This window comes from Lactobacillus sp. CA30L, from assembly GCF_059900845.1.
In genome coordinates, this window is sequence record NZ_JBWXGB010000003.1 from 1 (window position 1) to 16,500 (window position 16,500).

General features: G+C 47.2%; 17 protein-coding genes and 1 pseudogene. 10 read left to right on the plus strand and 8 right to left on the minus strand.

Going from position 1 to position 16,500, the window contains the following annotated elements; genetic code table 11:
* Positions 1 to 220: 220 nt before the first annotated feature.
* Together AC2JF8_RS04100 and AC2JF8_RS04105 are read right to left on the minus strand one after the other, a co-directional pair.
* A complete protein-coding gene (locus tag AC2JF8_RS04100) occupies positions 221 to 1,084 on the minus strand; it encodes an NAD(P)-dependent oxidoreductase (RefSeq protein ID WP_500761290.1) in 864 nt (287 codons plus the stop codon).
* Between the two features lie 81 nt (positions 1,085 to 1,165).
* Positions 1,166 to 1,588: a MerR family transcriptional regulator gene (locus AC2JF8_RS04105; protein ID WP_500761292.1), complete on the minus strand. Its 423-nt coding sequence runs from the start codon at positions 1,586 to 1,588 to the stop codon at positions 1,166 to 1,168.
* A 177-nt stretch (positions 1,589 to 1,765) separates the two neighbouring features.
* Between AC2JF8_RS04105 and AC2JF8_RS04110 the strand changes: the two genes are divergently transcribed.
* The 5 genes and pseudogenes from AC2JF8_RS04110 to AC2JF8_RS04130 all read left to right on the plus strand — a co-directional run bounded on the left by AC2JF8_RS04110 (position 1,766) and on the right by AC2JF8_RS04130 (position 5,529).
* A complete protein-coding gene (locus AC2JF8_RS04110) occupies positions 1,766 to 2,374 on the plus strand; it encodes an NAD(P)H-binding protein (protein ID WP_500761294.1) in 609 nt (202 codons plus the stop codon).
* Positions 2,375 to 2,384: 10 nt separating this feature from the next.
* On the plus strand, positions 2,385 to 3,029 hold the full coding sequence (locus AC2JF8_RS04115; protein ID WP_500761296.1) for an NAD(P)H-binding protein: 645 nt from the start codon (positions 2,385 to 2,387) through the stop codon (positions 3,027 to 3,029).
* A 16-nt stretch (positions 3,030 to 3,045) separates the two neighbouring features.
* Positions 3,046 to 3,881 (plus strand): annotated as a pseudogene (locus AC2JF8_RS04120) (SDR family oxidoreductase).
* Positions 3,881 to 4,924 (plus strand): zinc-binding dehydrogenase, encoded by a 1,044-nt coding sequence (locus tag AC2JF8_RS04125; RefSeq protein ID WP_500761298.1) that lies wholly within the window; start codon positions 3,881 to 3,883, stop codon positions 4,922 to 4,924. The pseudogene AC2JF8_RS04120 and the gene AC2JF8_RS04125 overlap by 1 nt, the downstream one beginning before the upstream one ends.
* 191 nt (positions 4,925 to 5,115) lie before the next feature.
* Complete coding sequence (locus AC2JF8_RS04130) at positions 5,116 to 5,529, plus strand: YjdF family protein (protein WP_500761300.1); 414 nt, start codon at positions 5,116 to 5,118, stop codon at positions 5,527 to 5,529.
* A 386-nt stretch (positions 5,530 to 5,915) separates the two neighbouring features.
* On the opposite strand, the gene AC2JF8_RS04135 is transcribed toward AC2JF8_RS04130, so the two are convergent.
* A complete protein-coding gene (locus AC2JF8_RS04135) occupies positions 5,916 to 6,668 on the minus strand; it encodes an alpha/beta hydrolase (protein ID WP_500761302.1) in 753 nt (250 codons plus the stop codon).
* A gap of 150 nt (positions 6,669 to 6,818) precedes the next feature.
* Here AC2JF8_RS04135 and AC2JF8_RS04140 point away from each other — a divergent pair, with 150 nt between their 5' ends.
* Positions 6,819 to 7,205, plus strand: a complete 387-nt coding sequence (locus AC2JF8_RS04140; RefSeq protein WP_500761304.1) for a carboxymuconolactone decarboxylase family protein — start codon at positions 6,819 to 6,821, stop codon at positions 7,203 to 7,205.
* Positions 7,206 to 7,305: 100 nt separating this feature from the next.
* Here AC2JF8_RS04140 and AC2JF8_RS04145 read toward each other — a convergent pair whose 3' ends face one another.
* The 4 genes from AC2JF8_RS04145 to AC2JF8_RS04160 all read right to left on the minus strand — a co-directional run bounded on the left by AC2JF8_RS04145 (position 7,306) and on the right by AC2JF8_RS04160 (position 11,392).
* Positions 7,306 to 7,680 carry a MerR family transcriptional regulator gene (locus AC2JF8_RS04145; RefSeq protein ID WP_500761306.1) on the minus strand — a complete coding sequence of 125 codons (375 nt, stop codon included), beginning with the start codon at positions 7,678 to 7,680 and terminating at the stop codon, positions 7,306 to 7,308.
* A gap of 96 nt (positions 7,681 to 7,776) precedes the next feature.
* Positions 7,777 to 10,071 carry an ABC transporter permease gene (locus AC2JF8_RS04150; RefSeq protein ID WP_500761308.1) on the minus strand — a complete coding sequence of 765 codons (2,295 nt, stop codon included), beginning with the start codon at positions 10,069 to 10,071 and terminating at the stop codon, positions 7,777 to 7,779.
* Between the two features lie 14 nt (positions 10,072 to 10,085).
* Positions 10,086 to 10,796 (minus strand): ABC transporter ATP-binding protein, encoded by a 711-nt coding sequence (locus AC2JF8_RS04155; protein ID WP_500761310.1) that lies wholly within the window; start codon positions 10,794 to 10,796, stop codon positions 10,086 to 10,088.
* A gap of 2 nt (positions 10,797 to 10,798) precedes the next feature.
* Complete coding sequence (locus tag AC2JF8_RS04160) at positions 10,799 to 11,392, minus strand: TetR/AcrR family transcriptional regulator (RefSeq protein ID WP_500761312.1); 594 nt, start codon at positions 11,390 to 11,392, stop codon at positions 10,799 to 10,801.
* A gap of 261 nt (positions 11,393 to 11,653) precedes the next feature.
* Here AC2JF8_RS04160 and AC2JF8_RS04165 point away from each other — a divergent pair, with 261 nt between their 5' ends.
* Together AC2JF8_RS04165 and AC2JF8_RS04170 are read left to right on the plus strand one after the other, a co-directional pair.
* Entirely contained in the window at positions 11,654 to 12,169 is a 516-nt protein-coding gene (locus AC2JF8_RS04165; protein WP_500761314.1) for a cyclophilin-like fold protein, read from the plus strand.
* Positions 12,170 to 12,264: 95 nt separating this feature from the next.
* Positions 12,265 to 14,010: a 1-deoxy-D-xylulose-5-phosphate synthase gene (locus AC2JF8_RS04170; protein WP_500761316.1), complete on the plus strand. Its 1,746-nt coding sequence runs from the start codon at positions 12,265 to 12,267 to the stop codon at positions 14,008 to 14,010.
* A 121-nt stretch (positions 14,011 to 14,131) separates the two neighbouring features.
* Here AC2JF8_RS04170 and AC2JF8_RS04175 read toward each other — a convergent pair whose 3' ends face one another.
* The gene (locus AC2JF8_RS04175) at positions 14,132 to 14,485 is read right to left on the minus strand and encodes a MerR family transcriptional regulator (RefSeq protein ID WP_500761318.1); all 354 of its coding nucleotides are present in this window, start codon (positions 14,483 to 14,485) and stop codon (positions 14,132 to 14,134) included.
* 82 nt (positions 14,486 to 14,567) lie between these two features.
* Between AC2JF8_RS04175 and AC2JF8_RS04180 the strand changes: the two genes are divergently transcribed.
* The gene (locus AC2JF8_RS04180) at positions 14,568 to 15,308 is read left to right on the plus strand and encodes an SDR family oxidoreductase (protein ID WP_500761320.1); all 741 of its coding nucleotides are present in this window, start codon (positions 14,568 to 14,570) and stop codon (positions 15,306 to 15,308) included.
* 205 nt (positions 15,309 to 15,513) lie between these two features.
* The gene (locus tag AC2JF8_RS04185; protein ID WP_500761756.1) at positions 15,514 to 16,395 is read left to right on the plus strand and encodes a LysR family transcriptional regulator; all 882 of its coding nucleotides are present in this window, start codon (positions 15,514 to 15,516) and stop codon (positions 16,393 to 16,395) included.
* Positions 16,396 to 16,500: the final 105 nt, after the last annotated feature.

The following is a 16,500-nucleotide window of genomic DNA, read 5'->3' on the forward strand; positions in this document are numbered from 1 at the left end:
ACCTAGGTTTAATGCTTATGACCATGAACTTGAGTAAATATTGGCACCGGAAGTGGCCCCAAGGGGCAGCTGGGACCATCAACCGCAATTCAGTAGAGACAAAAAGCAGGCAAATCACTAAAAAGTGGTTTGCCTGCTTTAGTTTATTAAGTCAAAGGATCTAGTTTTTTCCCAGACTCTTTATTTTGCATTTTAGTCATAACTTGGGATTGAGCCTGACCTAGTTCCACCAGAGCTTGATCAATCCCTGCGTGCCTAAGTCACCCAGACCCCGGTCGTCGACCAGCTGCTCGTACAGCTGCTTGGCCCCCTTGGTGGCTGGCAAATCGACCTTCATTTCCTGGGCCGTTTCCAGGGCAATCCGCAGGTCCTTTAAGAAGTGTTTGCTGAAAAAGCCCGGTGTATAGTCGCCCTTAAGAATCCGCGGGCCGTAGTTGGACAAGCTCCAGTTGGCCGCACTGCCAGCGCCCACCGTTTCAAGGACAGCGGGCAGGTCCAACCCCGCCTGCTTGGCATAGACCAGCATCTCGGTCATCCCCGTCATGGTGCCCGCAATCATGATCTGATTGGCCATTTTAGTGTTCTGTCCCGATCCGGCTGGGCCAAAGTAGTGCACCGTCTTGCCAAAGTCATGAAAGAGCCCCTCTAGATCGTGGTAGGCCCCTTCGTCACCGCCGACCATGATAGTCAGCGTGCCCTTCTTGGCACCCAAGTCGCCCCCGGAAACGGGTGCATCCAGGACCTTGGCGCCGCGTTTTTCGCCTTCATCAAAGATTTTTTGGGCCAGGGACGGCTTAGAGGTCGTCATATCAACGAGATACTTGCCTTCGACGGGGGCCGTCAAGAGCCCGTCTTTACCCCTATAGACCTGTTCGACGTCAGTGGGAAAACCAACCATCGTGAAAATCACGTCGGCTTGTGCGGCTACCGCTTGGGGATGCGGGCACCAAGTGGCGCCTTTTTCAACCAGGTTGTCCGTCTTGCTCTTAGTCCGGTTGTAGACCCATAATTGGTGCCCCGCCTTTAAGATATTCAAGCAAATTGCATTGCCCATCACGCCTGTACCAATAAAACCGATTTTCATCCAGAAGCCCTCCTTAATAATTATTATCTGGTTAATATCATCATACTAGCTTACCAATTAATTTGTACCATTAATTTAAAATTATTTTTGCTTCAACGAATGCAGCTTTGCAATGTTTGAGGGCTCATATGAATCTGGTTTTTGATTAATCAACGTATCGGCATAATGGGCTACTTTTTTATTAATGGTTGCCAAATGCTGGTTGAGTTCACTAATTTCTGCCAGCGTTCGCTGCTGCTGATCCAGCATGATTTGATAACGTTCAGGAACAGTTGCTTCTCCCTGCTTGACTAATTGCAAATAGTGCTGGATGTTTTTCAGGGGCATCCCCGTTTCACGCAAGCAAATAATGATTTTAATCCATTCTAAGTCCACGTCATCAAAGATTCGGTTGTTGTTCTCATCCCGTTTTACATAAGGCAACATCCCATGATTGTCATAATAGCGCAGAGTATAGGCGGTCAGGCCCACTTTATCAGCAGCTTCGTGCACACTGTAATTCAATCGTACTACACCTCCCTTTTTCTTTTAAAAGCAGTATAGAGCAACTTTAGCCTATGCGCTACTTTTAAGTTGTTAAATGCTACCACAACAGATTTTTATTTTTTTAATTTCGCCTTGCCTTACAGTAAGTCTAAGGTAATACAATTAGCATACTTGCTATAAGAAAGGACAAGATCAATGACCAAAGTTTTAATTATTGGTGCTACCGGGTCGATTGGCCGCGTTACCAGACAGTATTTTTTAGATCATTCAGACGATCAGTTGACCCTAATGGCGCGCCACATCGATTCTTTGCAAAACACAATCAATCCCCACCGTGAACGCCTAATTGCAGGAGATGTGACTGTTGCCGCTAGCCTGCACGAAGCGCTTTTAGGGCAGGATGTGGTTTTTGCGGCTTTAAGTGGAGATTTACCTCAAATGGCACGCTCCTTAGTCGATCAAATGACTAAGGCCGGCATTGAGCGCTTGCTATTCATTAGCTCTATGGGCATTTATAATGAAATCCCCGCATCTATCGGTGCTGCAGGCAACCTAAAGAACAGCCCGGTACTATCCAGCTACCGCCAGGCTGCTGACATTATCGCGGATTCTTCTTTGAACTATACCATTATTCGACCAGGCTGGTTTGATAATGGCAACGATATCGACTACCAGGTTACCCACAAGGGCGAACCCTTTGGCGGTCATGACGTCTCCCGCAGGAGCATCGCCGACTTAGTCTTACGGCTAGCACATGATCCGCAACTTGGCAGTCGCGACAGCTTAGGTATTAATCGAGCATAGGAGGTGGGCCATGAAGGTCTTAATTTTAGCTGCTAATGGGCAGATTGCCCGCATTGTTGAACGTCGCATCTTAACCGAGCCGGCCTTTAATAAGGTGAATTTGACGCTTGGCTTACGCCAAAGTCAGCGATTGGCTGATTTTAACAAGCAGGCTCACGTTCTTGAGGTTGACTTGACCAAGGCCGCCGACGTAGAACTAGCAGTTGCCGGTCAAGATCTGGTTTTTGTTGGCGTTGTAGATCACAGTCCCCAAAATGTGATTACCAAAAACGTCATTGCTGCCATGAAAAAGCAAAACGTGCAGCGCATCATCTTCACCAATATTCTTGGCTTATATAACGAAGTGGGCGGTGAATTTGGCCGCTGGAACCACGAGCAGGTCTTGCCCGGACTCCAAGAAGCCATCAATTCTGACCGATTGCTAGCAGCATCCGGCCTTAAGTACACTACTTTGCGTCTGCCTTGGCTCAATGATCGCGATGAAGTCAAATATACTATTACCACACGCAAGCAGCCCTACAATGGCGTATCTGGATCGCGCCAAAGTATTGCAGACGTAATTTTGCAAATCATTGCCAACCCAAGTCTTTTCGTCAATGAAAGCATTGGCATTGCTGATCCAGATACCCAGGGCGAAGAGCGCCCAGTCTATTAAAAAGGAGAAATTAATAATGAATAAACCAGTTATGTTAGTAGTCGGCGCCGGTCAAATTAGCATGGCCATAGCCCGGAGAATGGGTGCCGACCAAAAAATCATTTTGGGAGACAAAAACTTCCAAAATGCCCAAACTATAGGCAAAACAATGGCTGAAGCCGGCTTTGATGTTGAGCCAGTAGAAATGGACCTGTCATCTCGCCAATCTATTCAGCAAATGATTGCAACCGGTCAAAAATACGGGCCAATCACAACTTTGATTAATGGCGCTGGCCTATCGCCAAGCCAGGCATCAATTGAGGCCATCTTGAAGGTTGATCTCTATGGTACTGCCGTCTTGCTGGAAGAAGTCGGCCACGTTATTGCCCCGGGCGGCGTTGGCGTGACCATTACCAGTCAATCTGGCCACCGCATGCCCGAACGCCTAAGCAAGACGAACAACTGGCCCTCACTCCTACTGAAGAACTGCTGGACTTGGAACTGCTGCAAGTTGAAAATATTAAGGATACTCTGCATGCCTATCAACTGGCCAAACGTTGCAACGAAAAACGGGTAATGGCGGAAGCTTTAAAGTGGTCTAGGCAAGGGGCCCGCTTAAATGCTATCGCACCGGGCATCATCGTCACGCCGCTTGCTTTAGATGAGTTTAACGGCATTCGCGGCGACTTCTATAAAGAAATGTTTGCTAAGTCGCCAGCCGGGCGGCCTGGAACAGCTGATGAGGTAGCCAACGTAGCAGAATTATTGCTGAATTCAAAGGGCGCCTTTATTACCGGTTCAACCTTTTTAATTGATGGTGGTGCTACAGCCAACTTTTATTATGGCGATAAAATAAGAGGGGGAAAGCAATAATGAAAACTGCAACTTTTATTGAACCCGGAAAAATTGAATTGCACGAATATCCTCATCCTGAAATTAAATCGGAAACCGATGCAACCATTAAAATTATTCGTACGTGTGTCTGCGGTTCCGACCTGTGGTGGTACCGGGGAATCTCCCAGCGCCCGCACAATACTACTGTTGGACACGAAGCCATTGGCATCGTGGAAGAAGTGGGGGCTGAGGTAACTAACGTGCACCCGGGCGACTTCGTCATTGCCCCGTTTACACATGGCTGCGGATATTGCGCTGCCTGTCTTGCCGGCTTTGACGGCGACTGCCTTAACCAGAGCGATGAGCCTAACGGTGGCTATCAGGGGGAATATCTCAGGTTTCAAAATGCAGCCTGGGCACTCATTAAAATACCCGGCCACCCCAGTGATTATACTGACGACCAACTAAATGATCTGTTAACTTTAGCAGATGTAATGGCTACCGGTTACCACGCAGCCACCAGTGCCGAAGTGAAGGCCGGCGATACAGTCGTAGTCTTCGGCGATGGCGCCGTAGGTTTATGCGGTGTCATTGCAGCCAAATTATTGGGCGCAAAGAAAATTATCGCCATGAGCCGCCATGAAGACCGCCAGCGACTGGCACGGGAATTTGGCGCAACCGCTATTGTTCCAGAGCGCGGTGAAGAGGCCGTTCAAAGGGTAATGGATTTAACTTCTGGTAATGGTGCTGATGCCATCTTAGAATGCGTGGGCACCGCGCAATCCGTTGCAACCGCGATGCAGGTCGGACGTCCGGGAGCAGTTGTCGGACGCGTTGGCGTTCCCCAAAAAGCGGAAATGAATACCAATAACTTATTCTGGAAGAACATTGGCTTGCGCGGTGGTACTGCAGCCGTAACAAGCGATGACCGCAAGGTTTTACTGGATGCTGTTTTAAAAGGACAGATCCATCCCGGCAAGGTCTTCACTAAGCACTTCACACTAGACCAGATTCAGGCAGCGTACGAGGCGATGGATTGCCGCGAAGCAATCAAATCATTAGTAATCGTCAGCGAATCATAATCCGCTCATAATAAATGCTTTTTAGTCTGAAAATTATACCAGCTAGTATTAATTTTACGATATAATTTTTTGTGGAAAGCAAAAACACTATTCGGTTGGTAGTCCGAATGTTCAAACAATTGAATCAGTAACCTTCCTCCTAGGTCGTCCGGCTTTCCTAATTAATCATTTTTATTTAGGAGGAACACATTGTGTTAAAGGGAAAGCTAACCATCATCTTTGATGATCCATTTTATAAGGCTATTTTTGAGAAAATTGACGGCAGTGACTATTATGTGGCGCAAGTCAACTTGGGCGCTTCCGTCCCCCAGATGCCGGAAATCTTAAACCTTGTGAATAGAAAATATTCTCAGTTAAGCTTTTATAAAACTAGTATTGAAAAAAGCGTTGTGCAGCATGTCAACCCCAAAAGAAGGCAGCGCTTGGTTAACAAAGCTGTCAAGAGCAGGGGTATCAGTACCAAAGCCCAACAGGCTTTAAAAAAGCAGTTTGAAAATTTGAAAGTGGCCAAGAAAAAAACTTCGGTTGAGCAAATGCATGAAGAAAAACAAGCGCGGTTCATTCAAAAGCAAGAAAAAAGACGTGCCAAGCACCAGGGACACTAAAAATCAAATAGTCTAGGAAGTACTTTTAGCTTAAACACTAACGTGTTTACAATTTAAGAGACTGGTAAAACAGCGTTTAGTAACGTGATTTGCCAGTCTTTTTCTTAATTACAATCTTCTTCAATTAGCTATATACGTGCGGTAATTATTATGGACGCATAGTACAACGCGACTTTTATTTTAAACAAGTATTTAAGTCTTGACGTGCTTTTCATAGTCCGTAAGAAATAGCATTGCTGAAAAAATCCATAACCTGTATTAGCAAAAACGGGACAGAGATAAACCAAGGTTTATTTCTGCCCCGTTACTCGTTAATCCTGTCCCGCCCCTTAGAACTGCACGTTAAAGAAACAATATTTGGGGCAATAGGCACCATGCCAAAAACATTAGCTACAAGCCGTTTCTATGATTTCACCCAGATCTGTCACAAACTTGTGCGGGTAACTAAGCGAATACTGACCGTGATACAAGCCCGCCTCTCTTCGGATTATGCTGCGGGGACACGCTTGCTGCAATAAGCATGCGGAGCGCTGCATTTTCCCGCCCTCTTTGCCCCCGACAATGAAGACTATTTGCGCACTGGTTTGGCCCAAGCTGGCAGGAATCGTAAAACTGGTGTTGGCCAGCAAAATTGCGGTTAGGTTCTGGCGGGTGATGCGACACGTATCACGGTAATAGTCGGCAAAATAGCGCTCATCCATTTTGAGCGCCTTAAACTGCCAGCGCGCAAACCATTGCTGCTTAATTAAGCCATAGCTGGTTTTTAGTGCCAGCGGAAGCAGTGCGTGGGTCAGCGGCGCCGGAATGACTGCGGCGCTTTCAATCATGGCATAGCGGCAAATGCCTGGACGCAAGGCCAAAACCGCAATAGCAATCTGCGCACCCAGCGACAAGCCGCCAATTAAAAGCACCGATCCATTGCACTTTTGCTCAATCAAAGCAATAACTTCTTGGGCACAGTGCCGAATGCTAATAAAATCTTGCTCGCTACCCGCATGACCCGGGATAACCGGCAGAATCACGTGATAATCTGTGGCCAATAGTTCAGCCTCAGTCCGGTAGTTCCACCAGTTAAGGCCGCCACCATGAAGCAAAATGATTACTTCCGGGTGATCCTGACCAAATTCAATTGTTTTCATAGTTTCTCCTGCGGTAATTATACATTGCACGGGCACCGGTCTCAATATTTTAAAACAAAAATGCACCTTTGTCCTTGACATGGAGTTAACTCCAGCAATTACGATTACCTTCGTAGTATTAAAACTATAAAACTAACGGAGGACAAATTTATGTCAACAAACAAACGATTAGAATTAGGCCAAAAAACGCTGGCACAGGTAGACGGTGCCGCCGCAGATAACGTAATGGCGTCATTGCAGGGGATTGCGCCTGACGTGGGCAAATATATTTTGGAATTTGCCTTCGGCGACATCTATAACCGGGCGGGGCTTAGCCTCAAGCAGCGCGAATTGGTCACCATCACCAGCCTATTGACGCAGGGCGATACGGCCGCGCAGCTGCACGTTCACATTCAGGCCGCCCTGAATGTTGGTTTAACCACTACCGAAATCACGGAAGCATTTATTCAGTGCCTGCCCTACGTGGGGTTTCCCAAGGTGCTGAACGCAATTAACGTTGCCAAGGAAGTTTTTGCCCAAAATGAGCACCATGAATAATTGTCGATTGCATGATGCAATACTCGGCGAGAGCAGGGATAATAAATTTATCAATAATAAAGGGGATACCACCGCCAGTTTTGGCTTTGGTATCCCCTTTTTACTTAATTAATTTCAATTTGGCCCGGTAGATGCCAATTTTTTGATCCAAAAAGGCAATGTGTCGTGCGAGCACCGCTGATTCCGCGGCCAAGCGCTCCTTTTGCTGGTACAGCAGGTCTAAGCGTTCATTTATGGTGCCGTCTCCCTGGTAGCGCAACCGGGCATACTGCTGAATTTCCTTAATGGGCATGCCCGTCTGCTTTAAACGCTTGATGAATTCAATCCAGCGCAAATCGCTTTCATCATATATCCGGCGATTATTTTGATCCCGCTTGGGAACAATCAGGTTTTCCTTTTCATAGTAGCGCAAGGTGTCAATCGACAGTTGCACCTGCCTGGCAAATTGCCCAATCTTGTATGCTTTATCTTCCACTCAACTCACCCACTTAAAGTAATTAATGATAATTATAGTTTGCCGGCCTAATTTTGCCATTATATTTTTAATAGCATTCGCTTATCACTTATCTCCTTATTCAAAACCGTTCAGGGCCTCTAGCTGGTTAATCTGCTTAACCTTGCGAATGAGAAAAAGGCTGGTTAACATTAAAAATAAGACAATCAGACCAAGCGAAACTGGAATGCAGGTCAGATTAAATTGTGCTGGAAAAGACATATCATCTGAAGCAATTGAACTACCAAGCAAATTGTACATCCACGGGCTAATAATTGTTCCAATCACCGTCGCAACTGCCACCAACAGTGCATTTTCACCTAAAACCAGCCTGTTGATATCACTACTATTTAGACCCAAAACCTTCTCGGTGGCAATATCCCGCTTGCGTTCAGCAATATTGATGGTGCTGATGTTGTAAATAACGGCAAAGAGCAGTAGCGCTGCAATAATTACAATCATCACCAAGATGGCATTAACCGAAGTCGAAGCTTGTTCATAGCTCGTTTTTTGTTTGCTTTTGAGCGAAATGTTTTTAATCCGGGGATCCTTACTCAACCGTTTTTGCTCAGCTTGAACATGCCGTGACTTAATAAATTTCGTTTGAACGGACACCGCCACGCCCTGACTCTTCAAATAGCTATAGGTGGTGTAGAACCCTTGACTCGTGTAACTGGTATAGAGACCCCTGATCTTCGCCTTAACCTGCTGGTACTTATTGTTATTGAAGATCTTGATATTGACGTTCGTGCCCTTGCTTAGACCTAGCCTGCGGGCCAATTTGACCGAGACGTACACGCCCTTAAGGCGGTTAAAGCCAAGCCTATTTTTACCGCTTGCAGGCAAGTTGATTGACCGCGCATTTTGACCAATGACATTTAGGTGTGTATCCGTGTCACCTACCTTGGCTGGAACCATGGAATAGTCATCAGCATAGACTACCAACGGATCATGGACGATTTTACCAGCAGGATTTTTAGCATCCAAGTTGGCACTAATATCATATCTTCTAATATCATGAAACTCGGTTTTTTCAATATCGCCAAGAGCGGACTTTAGGCCAAAGGAAGAAATCAAAAGCGTAACGCAGAAGGCGAGTGCAAGCGCACTGAATAAGAATTTAATCCGGCCACTGGCGATATTGCGCACCAATAACTTGACCTTAAATGAAAGGTGGCGCCAAAGAAAGGGTATTTTTGCTAAAAAAGTATTGGCTCTGGCTGCACTAACTGCTGGACGCATGGAATCGGCAGCAGACTCATTCAGCAGCTTAACCACATTAATCATCAGCGCAAGCAGTTCAACTGCCAAAACCGTGCCAAATGCACCAACTATTAGGAAGGCATAGTTGCCGTGCACGGTCGGCGGAAAGTCGAACAAAGTTGCTAGCGCCGTGGTAATTATCGGTGGAAAAACCAAGATCCCAACCAGTGAGCCGACAATCGTCCCGGTAACGGCCGTGACTATCCCAGGAAAAAAGAGGTAGGTTAGAATCTCGCCTTTAGGGATTCCTAGGGCTTTAAGGGACGCAATTTCTGCCCTTTTATTGCTGACCTGCTTGGCGGAACTGATTAACGTGACTGCAATGGTCAACAGAATAAAAACACTTGAAATAGCCCCGGCGATATTTTTAATTGTCTCAAGCTTACTATGAATCATGTTGTAGCTCATGAGGTCCTGACGCTTAATGACAAGCGCATCGTAATCCATTTTCCGTATCCGGTTGGCAACCCGCCTTATTTGAGCCGGCTTGGTTACCGTGATTGCGAGAGAATTGACCGGCAGACCGAGTTGTTTAAGCTCCGCGTTAGGCAGCAGCGCGTAGCCGTATTTTTTGTGATTTGGAATCGGCTCGGCCGTGTTTTCGGTCATGTATAAATATTTAGGACTGCGGATGCTGCCCGAGATTTTTTCCCTGAATTTTAATCCATTCACAACAAGCTTAATTTGATCACCAAGTTTGAGCTTATTCTTTTTGAGGTATAAGTGATCAACCAGAACATCGCCTCTCCGCGGATACCTGCCTGCTAGCAGCGTTGGGCGATTAATCTTATTGCTCTTGGCATATCCGCCAACCAGCAAGTTAGTATTCTCTCTGCTGACCCGGTAATCATAATTTTGTGCAAGTTCCTTAACGCCCGGAATGTTTTTAATTTGCCGCACCTTTTTAGCAGAAAAGATGCCGGAAATCTCCATATCCTCCAAGTTTGAATGCTTGTAGTACTGAGAAAAGGTGCTGTCTAAATCACTGTATGATTTTGCAAAGCCGATAAGACAACCAATTCCAATTGAAACAATGATAATTAGCGACAGGATCTGTGAGCCATTTTCCCGCAAGATTTCTCTACAGAACTTCCTGAATAAATACGTCATTCCCATATTCCCACCTACCACTCTAGTTCTTCCACCGGGATTTTATCTTGGTTGTGCGTAACAGCGGCAATCTGGCCATCCTTGATTCTGATTACTTTATCTGCCATTTGGGCAAGAACCGAATTGTGGGTAATGATAACGACCGTTTTCCGGTAGGACTGGTTAAAGTCGGCCAGGAGACGCAAAACTTCCTTGCTAGTCTTAAAGTCAAGTGCCCCTGTCGGTTCATCGCACAGCAATAGGAGCGGGTTCTTGGCGATTGCACGCGCAATCGCGACGCGTTGCTGCTGGCCGCCAGAGAGTTCTGAAGGAAACGAAGCCAATTTTTGGCCTAACCCAATTTCTTGTAGGATTTTGGGAGGATCTAGCGGATTTTTAGTAAAGCTACTAGAAAATTCGACGTTTTCTAGCACCGTCAGGTTGGAAATCAGGTTATAAAATTGAAAGACAAAGCCCACTTCATTTCGGCGGTAGAGTGCTAATTTTTTCTCAGAATAATCACTAATCCGCACGCCGTTAACATTGATTTCACCGGAAGAAGCAGTGTCCATCCCGCCTAATAAGTTCAGCAACGTTGTCTTACCAGCCCCACTTGCACCAACGATCACCACCAGTTCTCCATCCTCAATCGTCAGATTGAGGTGATTGGCGGCATACAACTTTTCACCGCCACTCTGATAGACCTTGCAGACTGACTTCATTTCAATGATTGTGTTATTAGCCATTATCAATTCACCTTTTTAAACATATTATCGACAAGAATATCGATCATTATTGCGGTCGCCTTCCCGTACTTATCGCCATAATCATCTTTATTGGCAGCGGATGATAAAATAATCTGTACGATGATAGAAATAGCTTCATGCGGATAAGTTGACTTTAAGTCCAGTTCCCTTAAAATTTTCGCCAAGTCAGTAATATCCTTCTGGCGCAGCTTTTCCTTCGTTTCATTCGGCAGGCGCCGAATAACCTTGTCGTATTCGACGTTAGACAATTGCTTTATCCAAGGATATTGACTAACCGTATCAACCAGATAAAGAAGCAGCTTTTTCAGTCGTTCCTTGGCGGGCAAATCATCTTCTTTGGCAATGGACAACGATTTATTGACAATATCCTCCTGAACTTGGTTAATTGCCTCAGCAAACAGTTCATCCTTTGACTTAAAAAAGTGATAAAAAGAGCCCTTGGCTATCCCCACTTTTTTAACCAAGTCATCAATGTTGATTGAACTGATTTTCTGATAATTTAGTTCATTGGTAAATACTTGGATTAGCTGCTCTTTTAATTCCTTTTTTTCTTGTTTTGTAAAACCTCTACCCATGGCTACTCCCCGTTCATTTTGCTCTTGTTGTTTTTTTGCTTTGTGACTAAATAATTTAATTTGGTCATACAGTCATAGAAAGTATAATTTTTTTTGCTTTACCTGTCAATAAAAGATTAATTTTTGCCATTTGACAAAAACAACGTAAAGTGGTCTACTGCCTTCAAATAAAATTAATGGTTTGAAATCAAGGTTGACTTAAACTCGACTTTAAGGTCTATATTTTTACTCAAAAGATTAACAGATCGTGAGGCAATTAAAATGGCACACAAAAAAGTGGTTATTTTTTTGGCAACCGTTCTCGTGGTGCTTCTTGGCGGTGGTCTCTTCAGCGCCTGGCACTCACCCAGCACAAAGTCGCCGCTAACCAGCATTTCAGTCGCAAAAAGAACTAACTCTAAAAGAAGGACCAAGAGAAAAATGAATGGAGATTTAAAAATCACCGTGGGCAAAACCGTTTTAAAGGCTAAGTGGGCGCAGAATTCATCTGCCCAGGCCTTGAAGAACAAGTTAAGGCATAAGAGTTTAACCCTGCACCTAAACGATTACGGCAACTTTGAAAAAGTCGGCAATCTGCCGTGGACCTTGCCGCAAAACAACGAAGAAATGCACGCACAACCAGGCGACATTATTCTCTACCAGGGCGATAAGCTATCAATTTACTATGGCACCAATTCTTGGAGCCTAACCCCCATTGCCCACTTGCAAAATACAAGTCCTGAACAGCTAAGACAACTCTTGGGCAAAAAAGGGGTAGGCGTCAAGCTTGCACTTTAACCTGTTATACTACCAATAGGAATTCTTTCCAATACTAAAAGGTAGTTTATTGGCAGCATAATTACTCCTATAATAATTGCACGGAGGCATTTACAATGAACAAACACGAGAATTACTTATTAAACCACATTGCGGGACCACAAGACCTCAAAAAGCTGAGCATCCCGGAATTGACAAAATTGGCCCAGGAGATTAGAACGCTGATTTTGGAAAAAGACGCGGCTGAGGGTGGCCACCTGGGACCCGACCTGGGCATCGTGGAGACGGCCATTGCCTACCACTACGTCTTTGATGCACCCAAGGACAAGATTGTCTGGGACGTTTCCCACCAGACTTACCCACACAAGATGCTGACGGGCCGTGCACAAGCCTGGCTTGACCCGGATCACTACGAAGACGTCACGCCCTACTCCAACCCGGACGAGAGTCCCTACGATTATTATGCAATTGGACACACTTCAACTTCGATTGCCCTCGCAACGGGCATGGCCAAGGCGCGCGACCTGATGGGCGGACGGGAAAACATCATGGCGCTGATCGGTGATGGCTCCATGACCGGCGGCCTGGCCTATGAGGGACTGAACAACGCCGCGATTGAGCCGCACAACCTGGTGGTCGTCATCAATGACAACCAGTGGTCAATTGACCAAAACGTGGGCGGACTCGTTACCGCCCTGGACAAACTGCGCGCCGCAAACGGCCAAGCACCGGAAAACCCATTCACGGCCATGGGCTTTGACTACCGCTACGTGGCAGATGGCAACAGCCTTGAAGACATGATTACGGCCTTTCAGGCGGTCAAAGACGTTGACCACCCGATTCTTTTGCACATCAATACGGTTAAGGGCAAGGGCTACGAGCCGGCAGTGGCAGACGAAGAAGCCCACCACTGGGTGATGCCATTTGATTTAACCACTGACCAGACGACCGCCCCGCAGGTGAGTGCGCCCACGCCCAATTCCGTGGCAATTGATGTGCTAACCGCGCAAGTTGAGGCGGGTAAAAAAATCATGGCCATCGATCCCGCCATCCCCGGTGCCTTTGACCTTGATCAGTTTAAAAACGAGCACCCTGCCAACTACACCGACGTTGGCATCGCCGAACAGGAATCCGTCGCTTTTGCGGCCGGATTTGCCAAGGAGGGCGGCATCCCCGTCTTGTTTGAAAACTCGACCTTCCTGCAGCGCGCCTTTGACCAACTCTCCCATGACGTAGCAGCCAACAACCTGCCCGTCGTTATGGTCGTCGGGGGCGGCGGCCTTTCCGCTAACTCCAAGACCCATATCGGTGTCTTTGACCAGGTATTAATTTCCAACTTGCCTAACTGGATCTACCTGGCTCCAACCACGCTGGCCGAGGAAAAGGCGATGCTGGAGTGGGCCGTGACGCAGAGAAATCACCCCGTAGCCATCAAACTTCCAACCAAGGCCGTAGCTCAGGGAGACGAGGCCCCGACAGGACAAGACTATTCGCACATTCGCTATCAGGTTACAAAGGGCACAAACGTTGCGGTCCTGGCCTTAGGCGACTTCTACTCTTTGGGTGAACAGCTGGCAGCCGAGACGGGTGCCACCCTGGTCAACCCTATTTCCGCCAACATCTTAGACAAGCAGACTCTGGATGACCTGGCCAATGATCACAAAGTAATCGTCTCGCTGGAAGACAACCTGCTCGACGGCGGCTTTGGCCAAAAGGTCGCCTCCTACTTAGCAACACGCAGCGTGAAGGTCCTTAACTACGGCCAAAAGCGGGTCTACACGGACCAGGTGCCGCTAGCTGAGCTTTACCGGGAAAATCATTTAACCGTTGCCCAAATTGTGGATGACTTAAGCAGACTCTAAGGTGAATTAAGCATCTGAACAAAAAGAAGACTGCACAGTGATGTGAACCCCCAAAATTAAGACAATTTCAGGGGTCGGATCATTTCCAGTCTTCTTTTTGTATTTCTGCAAGGACTAAATTTTAATTGATCTTGCCCTGGTCGTACAGACCGATTTTGGTTTTTAACCGCGCAATCGTTTCCTGGAGGGCCTTTTCCTCTTCTTCTAATCGATCCAGTTCATTCGCCAGGATTCGACGCCGGGCCCCCTTCGTTTCCGGCCCCCGCTGCAAGAGCTTAGTGTACTCCACTAAGTCATCGATAGGGATCTTGACCTGGCGCATACACTTGATGAAGTTGATCCATTCAAGGTCGCTATCCGCGTAGTCCCTGACACCGTTTTTGCGTTCAACGCTAGGCAGCAGGCCCACCCTTTCGTAGTAGCGCAGCGTTACCGGCGTCAAATTAACTTTTTCTGCAACTTCTGATATTTTCATTATTCTTGGCTCCCTTCAGGCTTGACTTAACCTTAACTTTAAGTATTACAGTTTAACTATACTAGTTAAGGAGGAAATTACAATGAGTTTAAAGGATAAAGTAATCGTCATCACCGGTGGATCAACCGGCATGGGCGCAGCGACCGCCAAACTGGCTGCACAAGCTGGCGCCAGGGTCGTAATCGGTGCACGAAACGAAAATGACCTGAAAAAGGCAGCTGAAGAAGCCAGTGGGCAAAAGATCTTGTACCAGGTCACAGACGTAACGGTGGCAGAGCAGGTCGAAAGCCTGATTGACCTGGCGGTTGCAAAGTTCGGGCATTTGGACGTTTTGTATAACAACGCCGGCATCATGCCCCAGGGCAATTTAATCAAGGCCAAGAGAGCGACCTGGCAACAGATGCTTAACATCAACGTCATGGGCGTGTTGAATGGCATTGCCAGCGCCCTGCCAATCATGAAAAAGCAGGGCTACGGGCTGATTATGGCCACCGATTCCGTTGCTGGACACGTGCTCTACCCCGGCTCCGCGGTTTACAACGGAACCAAGTTTGCGGTACGCGCCATCATGGAAGGCCTGCGCCAAGAAGAACACGCAAACGGCATTAAGACCGGTATTATTTCACCGGGCAGCGTCGAGACCAACCTGTATTCCACCATTGGCGATGATGAAATCAAAGACTCTTATGAACAGGCCAACCGGGGCAAGAATGGCATCCTGACTTCAGAAGATGTGGCCCGCGCCGCACTCTTCATGATGGATCAGCCCGCAAACGTCGATATTAATGAAATCTTGGTCAGACCAACGGGCCAGGACATCTAGTTAAGGGCCGTTTTCCCTTGTGCTAATGCTAGTGCACCTTCTGCCCCGGTGAACGGCTGCGCAGGTGTTGGCCAAGCGCTGTTTCACGTGGAAATTTTTACGCACCGCCAGGCCCGCGTGCAATATTTGTTATAATAAGCACTTAGCACAACTAAAGCGCATGACCGCCTTGATTGCAGTCATTGTCACGGAACCGGAGGCCATAATGGAACTAAGAGCTTTGAATTACTTTGTTGCGGTTGCCCGTGAAGGCAACATGACCCGGGCAGCCAAAAAACTGTTGATTTCCCAACCCGCATTATCACGGCAGATTGCGGATTTAGAAACAGAGCTGGGCACCAAACTATTCAGTCGCCAAAAGCGACACCTGGTTTTGACACCCGCCGGCCACTACCTGCTGGGCCAGGCACAGCAAATCCTCAGCCTGACCGCGAAAGCCAAAAGCAGCCTGCGGTCCACGACCATTGTCAGCGGGGACCTGACCATTGCAGCCGGTGAGAGCAGCGGCATGCAGCGGGTAATGAACGTTGTCAGTTCAATCATCAGGGATTACCCTACCGTTAAGATCCACCTGTTGAGCGGCGACTATGCTTACGCCAAGCGCAAGCTAAACAGCGGTCTTGCCGACTTTGCGGTCATTATCGGTGACGTTCCCACCTCTAATTACGCTGCGCTGACACTACCCGAAAAAGGCGTCTGGGGCGTACTGATGCCGGCCACTGACCCGCTGGCGCAAAAAGAGGCAGTCACGGCGCACGACCTGGCCGGGCGCACCGTCATCAATTCGCAACAGGCCCAAGAACTGCAGCTTTTTCAAAATTGGCTGGGCAACTACAACCCCTGCGTCAATTTCATTGGCACGTATAACCTGAACTTCAACGGCACGTTGATGGTGAAAAACCGGGCGGCCCTGATGTTTACCCTGGCTAACCTCGCAGATACCTCCGAAGAAGCCGGCTTAACGTTCAGAAGATTAGTACCTGAGGTCCGCCAATCCATTAAAGTGATTTGGAAACAAGGGGTCAACTTATCGCCGGTAGCGGAACTGTTTTTAACGCGGCTGAAGGATTCGATTTTTAGCCCTTAATTGTTAATAGCTGGGCGCGCACCCATAAAAATCCGCCCTGCTTCTGCTGGACTTTCTCAAGCACAAACAATGTGCCAGCTAAATTTTTCAATAAAAAAGGCTTCT